At 27.6% G+C, this 14,385-nt stretch carries 14 protein-coding genes; 9 read left to right on the top strand and 5 right to left on the bottom strand.

Annotation, left to right across the window (positions count from 1 at the left end):
* Positions 1 to 146 precede the first annotated feature (146 nt).
* Positions 147 to 1,487 carry an MATE family efflux transporter gene (locus B5E92_RS06410; protein ID WP_087300347.1) on the top strand — a complete coding sequence of 447 codons (1,341 nt, stop codon included), beginning with the start codon at positions 147 to 149 and terminating at the stop codon, positions 1,485 to 1,487.
* Positions 1,488 to 1,556: 69 nt separating this feature from the next.
* A complete protein-coding gene (locus B5E92_RS06405) occupies positions 1,557 to 2,450 on the top strand; it encodes a PEP phosphonomutase (RefSeq protein WP_087300345.1) in 894 nt (297 codons plus the stop codon).
* A 47-nt stretch (positions 2,451 to 2,497) separates the two neighbouring features.
* On the opposite strand, the gene B5E92_RS06400 is transcribed toward B5E92_RS06405, so the two are convergent.
* On the bottom strand, positions 2,498 to 3,121 hold the full coding sequence (locus tag B5E92_RS06400; protein WP_087300343.1) for a peptidylprolyl isomerase: 624 nt from the start codon (positions 3,119 to 3,121) through the stop codon (positions 2,498 to 2,500).
* A gap of 467 nt (positions 3,122 to 3,588) precedes the next feature.
* Between B5E92_RS06400 and B5E92_RS06395 the strand changes: the two genes are divergently transcribed.
* The 6 genes from B5E92_RS06395 to B5E92_RS06370 all read left to right on the top strand — a co-directional run bounded on the left by B5E92_RS06395 (position 3,589) and on the right by B5E92_RS06370 (position 7,539).
* On the top strand, positions 3,589 to 4,077 hold the full coding sequence (locus B5E92_RS06395) for a Panacea domain-containing protein (RefSeq protein WP_239404276.1): 489 nt from the start codon (positions 3,589 to 3,591) through the stop codon (positions 4,075 to 4,077).
* 5 nt (positions 4,078 to 4,082) lie between these two features.
* Positions 4,083 to 4,568 carry a hypothetical protein gene (locus tag B5E92_RS06390; RefSeq protein ID WP_087300339.1) on the top strand — a complete coding sequence of 162 codons (486 nt, stop codon included), beginning with the start codon at positions 4,083 to 4,085 and terminating at the stop codon, positions 4,566 to 4,568.
* Positions 4,569 to 4,763: 195 nt separating this feature from the next.
* Positions 4,764 to 5,576: a pyridoxamine kinase gene (locus tag B5E92_RS06385; protein WP_087300337.1), complete on the top strand. Its 813-nt coding sequence runs from the start codon at positions 4,764 to 4,766 to the stop codon at positions 5,574 to 5,576.
* 14 nt (positions 5,577 to 5,590) lie between these two features.
* A complete protein-coding gene (locus tag B5E92_RS06380) occupies positions 5,591 to 6,235 on the top strand; it encodes a TatD family nuclease-associated radical SAM protein (protein WP_087300335.1) in 645 nt (214 codons plus the stop codon).
* 56 nt (positions 6,236 to 6,291) lie between these two features.
* Positions 6,292 to 7,026: a tyrosine-protein phosphatase gene (locus tag B5E92_RS06375; protein ID WP_087300333.1), complete on the top strand. Its 735-nt coding sequence runs from the start codon at positions 6,292 to 6,294 to the stop codon at positions 7,024 to 7,026.
* Positions 7,027 to 7,131: 105 nt separating this feature from the next.
* The gene (locus B5E92_RS06370) at positions 7,132 to 7,539 is read left to right on the top strand and encodes an MG284/MPN403 family protein (protein ID WP_087300331.1); all 408 of its coding nucleotides are present in this window, start codon (positions 7,132 to 7,134) and stop codon (positions 7,537 to 7,539) included.
* Positions 7,540 to 7,573: 34 nt separating this feature from the next.
* Here the strand turns inward: B5E92_RS06370 and B5E92_RS06365 are convergent, their stop codons facing one another.
* Positions 7,574 to 8,044 carry a TspO/MBR family protein gene (locus B5E92_RS06365; RefSeq protein WP_204215253.1) on the bottom strand — a complete coding sequence of 157 codons (471 nt, stop codon included), beginning with the start codon at positions 8,042 to 8,044 and terminating at the stop codon, positions 7,574 to 7,576.
* Positions 8,045 to 8,184: 140 nt separating this feature from the next.
* On the opposite strand from B5E92_RS06365, the gene B5E92_RS06360 reads away from it, so the two are divergent.
* Complete coding sequence (locus tag B5E92_RS06360) at positions 8,185 to 8,940, top strand: exodeoxyribonuclease III (protein ID WP_087300327.1); 756 nt, start codon at positions 8,185 to 8,187, stop codon at positions 8,938 to 8,940.
* 255 nt (positions 8,941 to 9,195) lie between these two features.
* On the opposite strand, the gene B5E92_RS06355 is transcribed toward B5E92_RS06360, so the two are convergent.
* From B5E92_RS06355 to B5E92_RS06345, 3 genes are all read right to left on the bottom strand, one after another.
* Positions 9,196 to 9,579, bottom strand: a complete 384-nt coding sequence (locus B5E92_RS06355) for a CoA-binding protein (RefSeq protein WP_087300325.1) — start codon at positions 9,577 to 9,579, stop codon at positions 9,196 to 9,198.
* Between the two features lie 95 nt (positions 9,580 to 9,674).
* Positions 9,675 to 11,405: a M3 family oligoendopeptidase gene (locus B5E92_RS06350; RefSeq protein ID WP_087300323.1), complete on the bottom strand. Its 1,731-nt coding sequence runs from the start codon at positions 11,403 to 11,405 to the stop codon at positions 9,675 to 9,677.
* 81 nt (positions 11,406 to 11,486) lie between these two features.
* Positions 11,487 to 14,318, bottom strand: coding sequence for a DEAD/DEAH box helicase (locus tag B5E92_RS06345; RefSeq protein WP_087300321.1), 2,832 nt, complete (start codon positions 14,316 to 14,318; stop codon positions 11,487 to 11,489).
* Positions 14,319 to 14,385 lie beyond the last annotated feature (67 nt).

Raw genomic sequence — 14,385 nt, 5'->3', positions numbered from 1 at the left:
CTTGTATAATTTATTAGTTTTCATATTTCAATTATACCAAAAAAATGTACGATTCCTCGTACATTTTTGCGTTTTTTACTACTTTTTTTCTCTATAGGTCGTTACAGCCCCTTTTTTTAAGGAAAGGGTAGAAAGGAGTAAAAATAATGAATGATGAAAGAATGGGAAGTAAAAAAATATTACCGTTATTAGTAGAATTTAGTATACCGGCTATTATTGGGATGCTAGTTAATGCGATTTATAACGTTGTAGATCGTATTTTTATTGGAAATGCACCAGGATTAGGTGCAATCGGAATTGCAGGAATAACAATTAGTTATCCGGTTACTTTGGTTTTAATGGCAATTTCGTTAATGGTCGGAGTTGGTGGCGCTACTCGTTTTAGTATTGCTTTAGGACAAAAAAAGCATAAAGAAGCAGCAATTTATCAAGGAAATGCGATTATTTTAACGGTTATTTTTGGTTTGATCTTTATGGTTTTTGGTAATCTTTTTGTTAATTCATTGTTAGTTATGCTAGGGTCAAGTGACAGGGTATTACCATATGCTAGAGATTATTTATCAATAGTATTATATGGGGCAGTTTTTCAATGTGTTACAATGTGTGGTAATAATTTTTCCAGAGCACAGGGGAATCCTAAAAATGCGATGATTTCTCAGTTAATAGGAGCTGGTTTTAATATTGTTTTTGATTATATATTAATTATTAAATTTAATATGGGAATGCAAGGAGCAGCCTTAGCTACAATTGGTGGACAATTCTTAAGTATGATATGGCAGCTATGTTATCTATGTTCAAATCGCTCATTGATTAAATTAGATCTTCAACATATTAAAATAAGAATTAGCTTTGCTTTAGATATTATTAGAACAGGAATACCAGCCTTTTTGATGCAAATGGCAAATAGTGTTTTGAATTTTATTTTGAATAGTAGTTTAGGTACATATGGTGGCGATGTTGCTATTTCAGCTGTTGGAATAATTACAAGTTTCCAAACAATTTGTCAAATGCCTTTGACTGGTTTAATGCAAGGACAACAGCCTTTAATAAGTTATAATTATGGTGCTCAAAAAATTGATCGCGTTAAAGAGACTTTAAAGTATTCAATAATTGGGGGAACAATTATTGCTTTACTTGGCTTTTTAGCAGTTGAATTATTTCCTAAAACAATTATTTTAATGTTTAATAACGAACCAGAAGTAGTTGAATTAGGTACTAGGGCAATAAGAATCTGGTTTATTTGTTTACCATTATTAGGGGCTCAGATCATGAGTGCAAATTATTTTCAATGTATTGGTAAAATTAAAGTTGCTAGTGTTTTGAATTTGTTAAGACAAGTAATTGTTTTAATTCCAATGATTTTGATTTTGTCATCATTAATTGGTCTTGATGGTATTTTTATCGCTGTTCCAATTGCTGATTTAACTGCGTTTTTAATCACAATTTTCTTATTTATTAAATCAATCAGGAAAATTAAAATTAATTAGTAAAACGCTTTCTTTATCAAATAAAAGGCGTATAATATAAATAGGTTAATTTTTGATGGAGGAAATGAAATGAAAAGACTTTTAAATTGTACAACAAGTGAAGCTCTAGCAATGAACGGTGAAGAATTGAAACAATCAATTTTAGCTTGTGAAGGAAGAACAGTAATGACAGAAACTGTTGTTGCTATCCCACCTTTATTAGGAGATTTAACTAATGCTGAATTAGCAGTTTCTTTTGGATCAGATATGGTTTTATTAAACGTATTTGATTGCAATAATCCTGTTATTAATGGAATCGAAGGAACTGATGAACCAGTTAAAGAATTAAAAAGATTAGTTGGCCGTCCAGTTGGATGTAACTTGGAACCAGTTGATCCAGATGCAAAAATGATGGAAACTCGTCATGTAATTGCTGCTGGTAGACAAGCAACTAAAGAAACTATTCAAAAAGCTGAAGAATTAGGGTTTGATTTTATCTGTTTAACAGGTAATCCAGGAACTGGAGTAACAAACAAATCAATTGCAAAATGTATTAAAGTAGCTAAAGAAAACTTTAGTGGTTTAATTATTGCTGGAAAAATGCATGCTGCAGGTGTTGATGAACCATTAGTTGATTTAGATAGCATTAAAGAATTTATTGAAGCTGGAGCTGATGTTATTTTAATGCCAGCAGTTAACACTGTGCCAGGATTAAGCGAACAAACATTAACTGAAGCATGTAAATTTATTAAAGAACATGGAGCATTATCATTAAGTGCTATTGGTACAAGCCAAGAAGGTGCTGATGAACAAACAATTAGAGAAATTGCTTTAATTAATAAACGCTGTGGTGTTGATATTCAACATATTGGTGATGCTGGATGGTGTGGTATGGCAATTCCAGAAAACATTATGGCATTATCAATTGCTATTCGTGGTAAACGTTGGACATATCATAAAATTGCTTCTTCAATCAATCGTTAATAATGTTAATATAAAAACTACTTAGATTTAAAATCTAAGTAGTTTTTTTAATCGATTACTTTAATTGTATTGATAACCGGTTGATTTGCTTTTTCAACAGTACCATTATTATCAGTAACTGGAACAGTTGTAGCAATCTGATCAACAACTTCCATTCCTTCGTATACATAACCAAAAACGGCATATTGTCCATCTAATGATTCAGTTGTTTGATGAACAATGAAAAATTGGGAACTAGCACTATCATAATCGCTAGAACGAGCCATTGAAATAGCACCACGAGTATGTTTTAACGGATTATCAACACCGTTAGCACTAAATTCACCTTTGATAGTTTCATCAGATCCACCAGTACCATCACCATTAGGATCGCCACCTTGAATCATAAATCCATCAATAATTCGATGGAATGTTAATCCATCATAAAAACCATCTTTTGCTAGATTGATGAAATTAGTAACTGTGATAGGAGCCTCATCAGCTTGCAATTCTACTTTGATAGTCCCATAATTTTGAACATCAATTTCAATATGATGATTACCGCTTAATAAATCTTCAGTATTAGTTTCATTATTGCTTGATGTATCAGTATCACTGTCACCACTATTTCCACATCCAACCAAACAAATAGCTAAAGCCATAATAGCTGTAAACTTAAAAAATTTCTTCATAATATCTTCCTTTCATAAATTTAATTATAGCGAATATTACTATTAGTTGTCTACATTAATTGTTTTTTCTAAGTAAAACATTAATCGTAAAACTAAGTTCTATCCTAATTTACATAATAGTCGATCTTAAATTCACAAAGTAGATTTATTTTTTTAATTGATTGATTTATTGAAAATATAGTAAAAATTAACATAGTATACTAAAAAATAGAAAGAATATATATTTAATAGTGCTATATTAACAATAAATATATAGAACAATCTTAGGATTTTTTGGTAATAATAGAAGTAATCATAATATTTTAAATGTATATAATAGTAAGAGATTTTAAAAGGAGAAAAATATGTTGTATTATATTATTTTGATTATTTTCTTTACATTTATTGTAATTTTTACCAGGAAATGTTACAAATATATTAGGTTTAGAAAAATAGATAATACGGACAATGAATCGGAGGCAAATAAAATGGGGGAAATTAAAGCGGTAAATATACCAATTAAAGCTGATATAAAAGATGTAGCTGACTGGTTTTTGTTAAAGGAAAATATGTCAAATAAAAAAATCCAAAAATTATGTTATTATGCTGAAGCGTGGAGTTTGGTTTTATTAGATCAAGATATCTCTCAAAATAGTGATTTTGAAGCTTGGGTTCATGGCCCTGTAAGCAAGACTTTATATAACGAATTTAAAGGATTTGGATGGCAGGAATTAACTATTACTAATCCTGTAGTTGTTAAAAAAAGATTAGATGAACTTTTTACAAAAGAACAAATTGAAGTTTTAGAATCTGTTTGGGATACTTATGGTGAATATGGAGCTGATCAATTAGAGGCATTAACCCATACTGAAAAACCGTGGTTAGAACAAAGAAAAGGGTTAGGAAAATTTCAAAGTAGTACAAGAAAGATTTCTAAAGAAACAATGAAAAGATATTATAAATCTATTGCAATCTAATAATTATGAGTAGAAATAGAAAGAAATTAGCTAAAATAGGAATACCAGATGATAAAAAGATAATTCTTACAGATTCAGTAATTAATAAAAAAGAGCATCCCGAGATAAATTTTAAATATTTATATAAATGTAATGTATGTTGTTTTAAGGGGCTAAATAAATATCATAAAAATCATACTGAAGAAGGAGTTTTTGATCAGCTACAAAAATTTTTATATGAAATTGATAAATGTTCTAATTTAGAAGAATTGATAACACAATATACTTCAAAAAATGGAAGTAAAATTGATAATAATAATAAATATATAAAACGTATTAAAAAAGAATTTGAAACTGCATACCCTGATGAAAAAGGATTGCTTGAGAGTAATATTATTCATTTACATTTAAAAAGACATGGAAATGGTAAATTTGTAATATTTGGAGTTAATTATGATAGTGTGTTTTATGTGTTAGCATTTGATCCAGGTCATGAATTTAATAAATTTTAAAATCATAGAATCCTAAGGCTTAATGCCCTAGGTTTTTTTATGTAGAAAAGTTCAATAAAACGTACTAAATAAGTAACAAATCGATTAAAGTCCGTATTATAGTGTTAATATCTTGTCCATATAAAAATATTAAAAACTGTCATGATTAAAATTGCTATTTTTGTGATAAAATATAAGACAATCAAGGAGGTTATGATGAAAAGGGTAGCTTTAATAAATGATGTGACCGGATATAGCCGTTGTTCAGTTGCTATTCAATTGCCTTTAATATCTGCTTTAGGAGTTGAATGTGTTTTTGTGCCAACTGCAATATTATCGGTTAATACATATCATCCAGAATATTATTTTGATGATTATACTGATCGAATGGCTGATTATATTTTGACATATAAGAAAATGAATGTAGAATTCGATGGAATAGTAACAGGATTTTTAGGTTCTGATAAACAGATTGATATTGTAATAGACTTTTTTAAAACTTTTAAGAAGAAAAATACTTTTGTATTAGTAGATCCAGTAATGGGAGATCATGGAAAACTTTATCCTACTTATACAAAGAAAATGCAGGATAAAATGCGGGAATTAATCCCATATGCAACAATAATTACTCCTAATTTGACAGAGTTATGTGCATTGTTGGAAGAAGAATATTTAGGAAATAATATTGATTTTGATAAAATAGAACAAATGTGTCAAAGACTGTCTCAATTAGGACCAGAGAAGATTGTTGTTACAGGAATTAATGTGGAAGATAAAATAGTTAATTTCGCATATGAAAAAAATAGGGGAGCTAAATTAATTAAAGTTAAGCGAATTGGTGAAGATCGTAGTGGTACTGGAGATTTAATAAGTGGTATTATTGCGGGAAGTTACGCTAATGGTATGGATTTTTATCAATGCGTACAAAAAGCAGCTGATTTTGCTTGTAAATGTATTGATTATAGTCAAAAAATAGGGGCTCATAATCACTTAGGTTTATGTTTTGAACCGTTTTTAAAAGAATTATAAGGAGGAAAATTAAAATGGTAATCTTATATACATTAGCTGGTAATAGTTATATTGATATTAAAGATTTAGATGATTATCAAGGGATTACTTGTTATGTAAATAGTACTAATCGTTGTAATTGTGCTTGTACATTTTGTTTAAGAAATACTAAAGAAATGAGTGAGTCTAATTCATTATGGTTAAAAGAAGAACCTGATGTTAAAAGAATTATTGATGAATTTGAAAAATATGATTTGAATGCTTTTAAAGAAGTTGTTTTTTGTGGTTTTGGAGAACCGTTACTTCGTCATGATGACTTAATGGAAGTAGCGCGTTATTTGAAAAACAAACGTTCTGATTTAATGATTAGAATTAATACTAATGGCTTAGCTTCAGTTAGTGCTAAACGAGATATTACGCCAGATTTTAAAGATTTAATAGATACTGTTTCTATTAGTTTAAATGCACCAGATAAACAAGAATATTATCAACTAACAAGAGCTAGTTTTGGAATAGATTCTTTTGATTATATGTTAGATTTTGCTAAGAAATGTAAAAAGTATGTTCCTAACGTGGTATTGACAGTTGTAGATATTATTGGTGAAGAAAAAATAGCAGCATGTAAAAAGATTGCTGATGATATTGGGGTAAAATTACGAGTAAGACCTTTTGAAGAGTAAATATTTGTATCACTGGTTTAAATATGATAAAATTACAATCAGTGAGGTAATAAAAAATGATGCAATTAAGTAGAGAAGAAAGATTATTAAAAGTTGAAAGTATGACTAATGTTCGTGATTTGGGTGGATATGAAACTCAAAATGGTTACTATACTAAAAGTCATAAATTCGTACGTTCAACAAATCCGGGTAATCTATCTAAAGATGAAAAAGAATATTTGTATGATTATGGAATTAGAGTACAGGTTGATCTAAGAAGTGATTTTGAAGTAGATCAGCAGCCAAGTGCTTTAAAAGGTTATAAAGATATTGAGTATTATAATATAAATTTATTACAGTCTAAAAATTTAAATGTTTTACCAAGTGAAGTTAGAAATTATCATGATTTATCAGGGTTCTATGTGTTTATGTTAGAATCTAATAAAGAACAATTTAGACAAGTCTTTGAAATTTTTTATCAGCATCCTTATAATGCAATTATGTTCAATTGTTCAGCCGGGAAAGACCGTACTGGAGTAATTGCGGCATTGTTAATGGATTTAGCAGGATGTCATGAATATGATATTGTCAAAGATTATTCAGAGTCTTATGAAAATAATCTTAAAGTTATGGCTAAACTTGAAGAACTAGTTGATGAAGATAATCGGGCTTTTTTGGAATCATCACCTAAGATGATGATGAAATTTTTAGATTATTTAAGAGAACATTATGGTAGTGCTAAAGAATATTTAGTGCAATGTGGTTTGGAAATTGAAAAGATTGAAGAGATAATTGAAAATTTTACTATATAGTTATATATTACGTTAATACATTGATTGGTCAATATCATTAAATTTAATAAAATAAAAAAGAAATTCTCCTATTTAAAGATGTATAAGTAAATAGGAGGTTTTTTTATGAAAGAAAAAAGTAAATTGACATTTAAGCAAAAACAAGATGCGGTAGAAAAATTATTTAGACAATATCATCGTGCAAAACTAAAATTATATTGCTTAGAAAATACATCGTTCTATCCTGAAATAAGTACAAGTTTAGTAAAAGAAAGAAAACATACTTATGGAAAAAATTCAATTGCAGCTCGTTTAAATCAAAGGATCGATGATAAAGATGATTTGAAAAAATTAATTTCTGCTTTTGAAATTGTTATTAATGCATTATCTCCAGAAAGTCAGGTTATTATTAATAATGAATTTATTTTAAAAAAAGATAGTGACTGGTGGAATGAATATTATAGTCGTGCGACATATTATCGAATGAAAACCAGGGCATTAGAAGAAATATTATTTTATGTAAATATTTCATAGAAATAAAAACTTTCTGATGAAAGTTTTTATAATATTAATTATGGATAAAAATCCAAAAATTTAAATATAATGCAAATAAAATCCAAATTAGATAAGGAATGAGTAAATAACTAGCTAAGTGGTTTATAGAATATGTTACTTTTATTAGGATAATTACTAAAATATTTAGTATAAATAAAATTGCTAAAGCAAGAAGAAAGTTTTGATAATTGAAAAAAAAGATCGGCCAGCTAAAATTAATTAATAGTTGAAAATAGTAAATTATTAATGCAGTTTCTTTGTTTTTGTGGTTACTACGATGAATCAGATAACTTGATATTCCCATTAAAACATAAAGAATTGTCCAAACGATAGGGAAAATATATCCTGGTGGGGCTAGTTTTGGACGATTGATATTTTGGTAGATATCCATTGAGTTCATAGTAAAAAATGCACTTAACCCACCAATTCCTAAAGAAATAGCAATATTTAAAATTATATACTTGTATTTTTTCAATTTTATCACCTAATTTATTATAGACAATATTTAAAAAAATATGAGAAATCTTAAGAAAATGATAAATAATGATAAAATATTTTCTGAAATAGAAAAAAACGCTTCTATATAAAAGCGCTTTCATGTATAATGGTAGCAGAGGTAAAAAAATGAAATTAGTATCGTGGAATGTAAATGGAATTAGAGCCTGTATTAATAAAGGGTTCTATGATGTATTAAAGGATAGTCAAGCTGATATTTTTTGTATCCAGGAGACAAAGATGCAAGAAGGTCAAATAGAAATTGAAAAGCATGGTTATTATACTTATATGAATAGTGCTAAAAAGAAAGGATATAGTGGAACATTAGTTTTTACTAAAGTTAAACCTTTAAATTATAGCTATGGTATTGGTATAGAAGAACATGATCAAGAAGGTCGTGTAGTGACTTTGGAATTTGATAATTTTTATTTAGTCAATTGTTATACACCAAATAGTCAAACTGAATTAAAACGACTTGATTATCGAATGCAATGGGAAGATGATTTTTTAAATTATCTAAATACTTTAAATCAACATAAACCGGTAATTCTTTGTGGTGATTTAAACGTAGCACATAAAGAAATTGATTTAAAAAATCCTAAAACCAATCGTAAAAATGCTGGTTTTACAGATGAAGAACGAGCAAAAATGACAAGATTATTAGAAAGTGGATATATTGATACTTATCGTTATTTATATCCTGATCAAACTGGTATTTATTCTTGGTGGTCTTATCGCTTTAATGCTCGTAAAAATAATGCAGGATGGCGGATTGATTACTTTATTGTTTCTGATTCTTTAAAAGATAAAATTAAAGATGCTTTTATTTGTACAGAGATAATGGGAAGTGATCATTGCCCAGTTGGTTTAGAAATAAATTTATAATGTGAATTAAAGGAGATCGTGTCTATGACACCAATAACATTATTATCATTTTATATTTTATTAGGATTAGTTATTTTTTTCTTTATATGTGTCGCATATCAAAAAATTAAAAATAAACAGTGAAGATGCAATCGAAATGATTGCATTTTTTATTGAAATTAATTTCTATAATAACAATAAAATTGGCTGTTTGTATTTTGAAATGAAATATTATTTTTGTTTATTATATAATAAAAGGTTAGTCATTAAACTAACCTAAAGATTTTCGCTTTCTACTAAAACACAATTTTGATAATATTCTAATTTCAAGTCTTTTATTTCTTGCATCAAATTATCATCATATGTTCCTGGCTGTAACCAGATTTTTTCAATATTTAAAGAACTGCATTCTTTAACATAATCACTGCCAAATTTAGGACTAACAACAAATACAGCAACATCTACTGGATTTTTAATAGCACTTAGATTAGGAAAAGTGGCTTCACCATCAATTTCTTTATAGATTGGAGAAACACCATAAACAGTTTTTCCTAATTCTTTTAAACATTTAAAAATTTTATACCCATATTTTTCATGATTAGTAGTGACACCAATTACTGCGAAATTTTGATAATTTTTTAAAACATCTTTTGCTTCCATATTATTTTCTCCTTGTATAATATTACTGTAACGGAGAAATAAGAAAATTACAACAAATATGCTTAATAATAAATAAACTAGCTGTAAAAATACAGCTAGCCAAGTAATTGTTTATATAGTTTAATATCTTCTTTAAAAGTATCAATAGAACTTTGCCAAAAAGTTTTATCAGTTAAATCGATACCAACACTCATACAAATATCTTCTAAGTCCATTTTACCTGTTAACGATAATAGTTTTTCATAAGTTTCGCTAAATTTAGGGCCTTGTTTTAAATAAAGGGCATATAAACCTTTGGCTAATAATAAACCAAAAGCATATGGAAAATTATAATATGAATAACTAGCATCATAATAATGAGGTTTCCAAGTCCACATATATGGGTGTAAATAATTATTATCAAGTCCATCGCCATAAGCATCTTTTTGAGCCTGTAACATTAATTGTTTAATTTCTTCAACGGATAAAGCTCCCGATTTTCTGTTTTCAAAAAAGTTGGATTCAAATAAATAGCGAGAATAAATATCTACGATTACTTGTGTTGCTCCTGATAATTCATCTTCTAATAAAGCTAGTTTTGTTTTATCGTCGGCATCTTTTAAAGCGGCTTTTGTAACTATTGTTTCGCAAAATGTTGAAGCTGTTTCAGCAATTGGCATTGGATATTCACTATTTAAAATTGTTTCATCATTTAAACATTCGCCATGAAAACCATGACCTAATTCATGAGCCATAGTAATCACATCAGAGAAGCTATTACCATAATTTAGTAAAAAACGGCTTTCTTTGATGCTGTGAAGGTTACAACAAAAAGCACCACCGACTTTTCCATTAGCAGGATAAACATCGATCCAATTGTTTTGAATGGCTTTTAAAGCAAAATCTCCTAAGTGTTTAGAAAAAGTATAGAATTGTTTTACAACAAATTCACAGCCTTTTTCATAAGAATAATTGCTTTTATCTTCAATAACAGGAGCATATAAATCATACCAAGGCAATCCATTTTCATGGCCTAGATGTTTAGCTTTAGTTTTTAAGTAATCTTTGAAAATATCAAGATTTTCTTTCATAGTTTCTAATAAAACATCTAAAGTTTTTTTAGACATTCTTGAATTTATTAAAGTTCTCTGTAGTTCATCTTGATAACCATGTAATTTTGTAGTATATAATACTTCGCCTTTAATACCATTTAAACAAGCAGCAATAGTTTGTTCTTTTTCATGATATGACTCTATTTCAGCTAAGTATGCTTTTTTTCTAACTTCTTTATCTTTATCATAAGCCATATTTAAAACTTCAGTTAAAGGATAGGTTTTATTATCAATTGTAACTTTAATACTTGAAACAACTTGATCTTTTAATTTTTCAAAAGCATTGCTACCAGTGTTTTGCATGTGAGCTATAATACTTTCGCTATTTTTATCAAGCGTGTGTTTTTGTTTGTTTTGTATTTCGGTTAAAATATATTGATGTTCTTTAATAAGATCACTAGAAATATTATTTAAGTCAAATGAAGCAATCCATTCTTGAGTGGCAACATCATCTTCTACAAAACTAGCGATTAAGTTATCTAATTGATCACTATATTTTAAGGCTGATTCATTAGTTGTATCTACCGATAATGTTAAACTAATAAAACAAGATAGTTTTTCAATTAATTGATTTAATTCAATTGAATTAATTAAATATTTTTCTAGAGATTTTTCATCGTGATAGTTACGATATTCATTTATTTGCTGGTGTATTTTTTCCAGTTTTTTAAAGTCTGCTAAGAAATTTTCATCTTTAAAAGATAAATATAAATTATCTAAATTCCATTTATTCATAAAATCACCTCGAATAATATTATACCAATAAAAAATTTAAATATTAACTAATTTAATAAAAAAGGATAGCGTTAACTATCCTTAATCGTTATTGGTGATATAATCAAAAATATCTTTTCTAATTTCATTTTCTAATTGATATGTAAATTGAATTGCAGAATTTTTATTATCAGGTAATTGAACTTTAATAGGGTTACCAATAGTATGTATTTGTCCCATATAATAAAATTCTTTGGAAATAGTATCGTTTTTGTTTTTTCTTACGAATAAATGAATTTGAATATGATTTTCTTGTTCATGATATATTCGTTGTATTTCATCAGAATCAATACTTCGATTTGGTTTTGAAAAACATATTAATGTTTTAGAATCGACAAATTGATGTTGATATTTACCGCCATGATTTGCATCAAGATCGTGATTAATAAATACAGGCATTGTATTTGTGCGTTGATCATATTTATAACCACCAATATTTAATGGAACAGCATTTACTTCCCAGTTTAATAAACGACATACGTCTTCATATGTATATTTTTGATACAGACAAAAATCAGTATTTTTATAATTATTACTGTAAAATGATTTATATCTGTTGGTGCCAAAATTAATTATTTCTATTAGCTGTTTTTTGAAATTATTATCTTTAAGCAAATCAATCAATTGTTTTTCTGTATTTAGATTTTCATCTATGAAGATAGCATTTCTATAGGTTGCTTTAGCACCACCAGTAGCAAATTCTTGTCTTAGCTGGTTTACAATTGATAAATAATTTACTTCTTTGAAATCGATACGATATTTATTTTTTAGTTCTTGTTTTAAAAGACTAATAATATTTTGATTGTTTTCAATACATAATTTAATTGCCAATAATTCATGAATTCTTTTTCCGGAAGCTAATTTAGTAGAAATATAAGTTAAATACTGTTCTTGGACATTATTGAATTTTACATTATAATCTTTTTCATATTTTGATAAAAATTTATGATAAGAGCCTAAACTTTTATTTTGGAAAATACGTAAAACATCAATTGATTCATAAGTATCAAAATCTTGTAATCTAGGGATACGTCCTAATTTTTGTTTTAGTTTAAAATAAGCTTCTTTTATAATTTTGACATCACTAAAATTAGCTTTATCAATAGATTCGAAAATTCTTTTTTTAGAAATCTGGTCAAAAGAAACAGTTGATTCACCAGGAATTATTAAAGAGCCTTCACTTACAAATCTTCTTAAATTATCTTTGTTGTAACTAAGATTACCACTTAGTGCAATCGGAATTAAGAAGTTTTTTTCATAATTGCCAATAAAATCAATAATAACTACATAATCTTTAGAATTATGTTTACGTAATCCACGTCCTAATTGTTGTACAAAAATAATTGCTGATTGAGTAGGGCGCAACATAACGATCTGATTAACTTTTGGAATATCAATACCTTCATTAAATATATCGACAGTAAATATATAATCAAGATAATCATTAGGATTATCTGTTTCTAATTTATCCATCGCTAATCGTCTTTTTTCTTCACTATCTTCTCCAGTTAGAGCAGTAGTTTTATAACCGCGTTCATTGAATAGTTTAGATAGTTCTTTGGTTTCATCTTTACGACTACAAAACACTAATCCACGAACTCGATTACCAGAATAACCATAAATATTTATTTGATCAATGATATGATCAACACGATTACTAGAAACCAGGTTGTTAAAATCCGTTTTGTCGTTTAAAGACACGCCATTAACTTGAACGTCTGTTATACCATAATAATGAAAAGGACATAATAAATCATATTCCATTGCCTGCTGTAATCTGATTTCATAGGCGATATTATAATCAAACATCTTATAAATATCAAAATCATCACTACGTTCAGGTGTTGCAGACATTCCAAGTAAAAAATCCGGTTTAAAATATTCAACTAATTCTTGATAAGAGGATGCTCCAGCACGATGAACTTCATCAATAATAATATAGTCAAAAGTATCGGGAGAAAACATCTCGCGATATTCCTTTTTATGAATTGTTTGTATTGTTGCAAAAATATAATCAGCTTCTAACTCTTTTTTATTACCAGAGAACAAACCTAAACTATGATTCTTAATGATTTTTTTAAAAGAATTCATTGCAGCTAAAGCAATATTTTCACGATGAACGACAAATAGCATTCTTTTAGGGTTATAGTTTTTAACATCAAAAGCGCTTAGATATGTTTTACCAGTTCCAGTAGCAGAAATGATCAAAGCTTTATTTTTGTTTTCATTTCTTAATGCATTTAAGGAATTTAATGCTTCTTGCTGCATTAGATTTGGTTCAATATATAAATTCTTTTTCTCTTTTAACGTTGGAATAGAAGTATATATAGTTTCATATTTTTTAATCCAATCTGTTGTAAGAGGTATGGAATGATTCCATTGTAATTTAAATTCTTCTAAAACTTTAAAAATCAGTTCATTATTTTTATTACCAGATACTAGAATATTCCATTCTTGATTAGTAGATAATGCAGATTGGGTTAAATTGGTACTACCAATAATGATGTTATATGAATCTATGTTTTTGAAAATGTATCCCTTAGGATGAAAACCAATATTAGGTTTATCGAAAATTCTAACTTCTATATTATCAAATTTAAGTAATTCATTAAACATATCAGGATGATTAAAATTTAGATAAGACGATGTGATTATTTTTCCTTTTATGCCTTTGTTTTTTAAATCAATTAATGTTTGCTTTAAAACGGCTAATCCAGATTTATTGATAAAAGCGACAGATAGATAAAAAGCATTACATGAATTGAATTGATAAATCAATTCATGAGATAGCTTGATTCCTTCTTGGTAATTATTTGTTAATAATTTTGCAGAGTTAGTAATATTATCAGCTGTTATGTGGTTTAAAGTATTCATTATATTGCTCCTTTATGCATTAGTATAATAGATTTTGTAGACGAAGACTAGTTAATATTTCATTTAG

Source organism: Erysipelatoclostridium sp. An15 (assembly GCF_002160675.1).
In the GTDB taxonomy this organism is placed as follows: Bacteria; Bacillota_I; Bacilli_A; order Erysipelotrichales; family Coprobacillaceae; genus Thomasclavelia; species Thomasclavelia merdavium.
This window is presented reverse-complemented; position numbering and strand designations above follow the sequence as displayed.

What these genes read in the sequence shown, in the direction of transcription:
- B5E92_RS06380 (WP_087300335.1), top strand. Translation starts at nt 5,591, where the DNA reads ATGGTAATCTTATATACATTAGCTGGTAATAGTTATATTGATATTAAA.
- B5E92_RS06350 (WP_087300323.1), bottom strand. Translation starts at nt 11,405, where the DNA reads ATGAATAAATGGAATTTAGATAATTTATATTTATCTTTTAAAGATGAA.
- B5E92_RS06400 (WP_087300343.1), bottom strand. Translation starts at nt 3,121, where the DNA reads ATGAAGAAATTTTTTAAGTTTACAGCTATTATGGCTTTAGCTATTTGT.
- B5E92_RS06375 (WP_087300333.1), top strand. Translation starts at nt 6,292, where the DNA reads ATGATGCAATTAAGTAGAGAAGAAAGATTATTAAAAGTTGAAAGTATG.
- B5E92_RS06385 (WP_087300337.1), top strand. Translation starts at nt 4,764, where the DNA reads ATGAAAAGGGTAGCTTTAATAAATGATGTGACCGGATATAGCCGTTGT.
- B5E92_RS06410 (WP_087300347.1), top strand. Translation starts at nt 147, where the DNA reads ATGAATGATGAAAGAATGGGAAGTAAAAAAATATTACCGTTATTAGTA.
- B5E92_RS06395 (WP_239404276.1), top strand. Translation starts at nt 3,589, where the DNA reads ATGGGGGAAATTAAAGCGGTAAATATACCAATTAAAGCTGATATAAAA.
- B5E92_RS06355 (WP_087300325.1), bottom strand. Translation starts at nt 9,579, where the DNA reads ATGGAAGCAAAAGATGTTTTAAAAAATTATCAAAATTTCGCAGTAATT.
- B5E92_RS06345 (WP_087300321.1), bottom strand. Translation starts at nt 14,318, where the DNA reads ATGAATACTTTAAACCACATAACAGCTGATAATATTACTAACTCTGCA.
- B5E92_RS06390 (WP_087300339.1), top strand. Translation starts at nt 4,083, where the DNA reads ATGAGTAGAAATAGAAAGAAATTAGCTAAAATAGGAATACCAGATGAT.
- B5E92_RS06370 (WP_087300331.1), top strand. Translation starts at nt 7,132, where the DNA reads ATGAAAGAAAAAAGTAAATTGACATTTAAGCAAAAACAAGATGCGGTA.
- B5E92_RS06405 (WP_087300345.1), top strand. Translation starts at nt 1,557, where the DNA reads ATGAAAAGACTTTTAAATTGTACAACAAGTGAAGCTCTAGCAATGAAC.
- B5E92_RS06360 (WP_087300327.1), top strand. Translation starts at nt 8,185, where the DNA reads ATGAAATTAGTATCGTGGAATGTAAATGGAATTAGAGCCTGTATTAAT.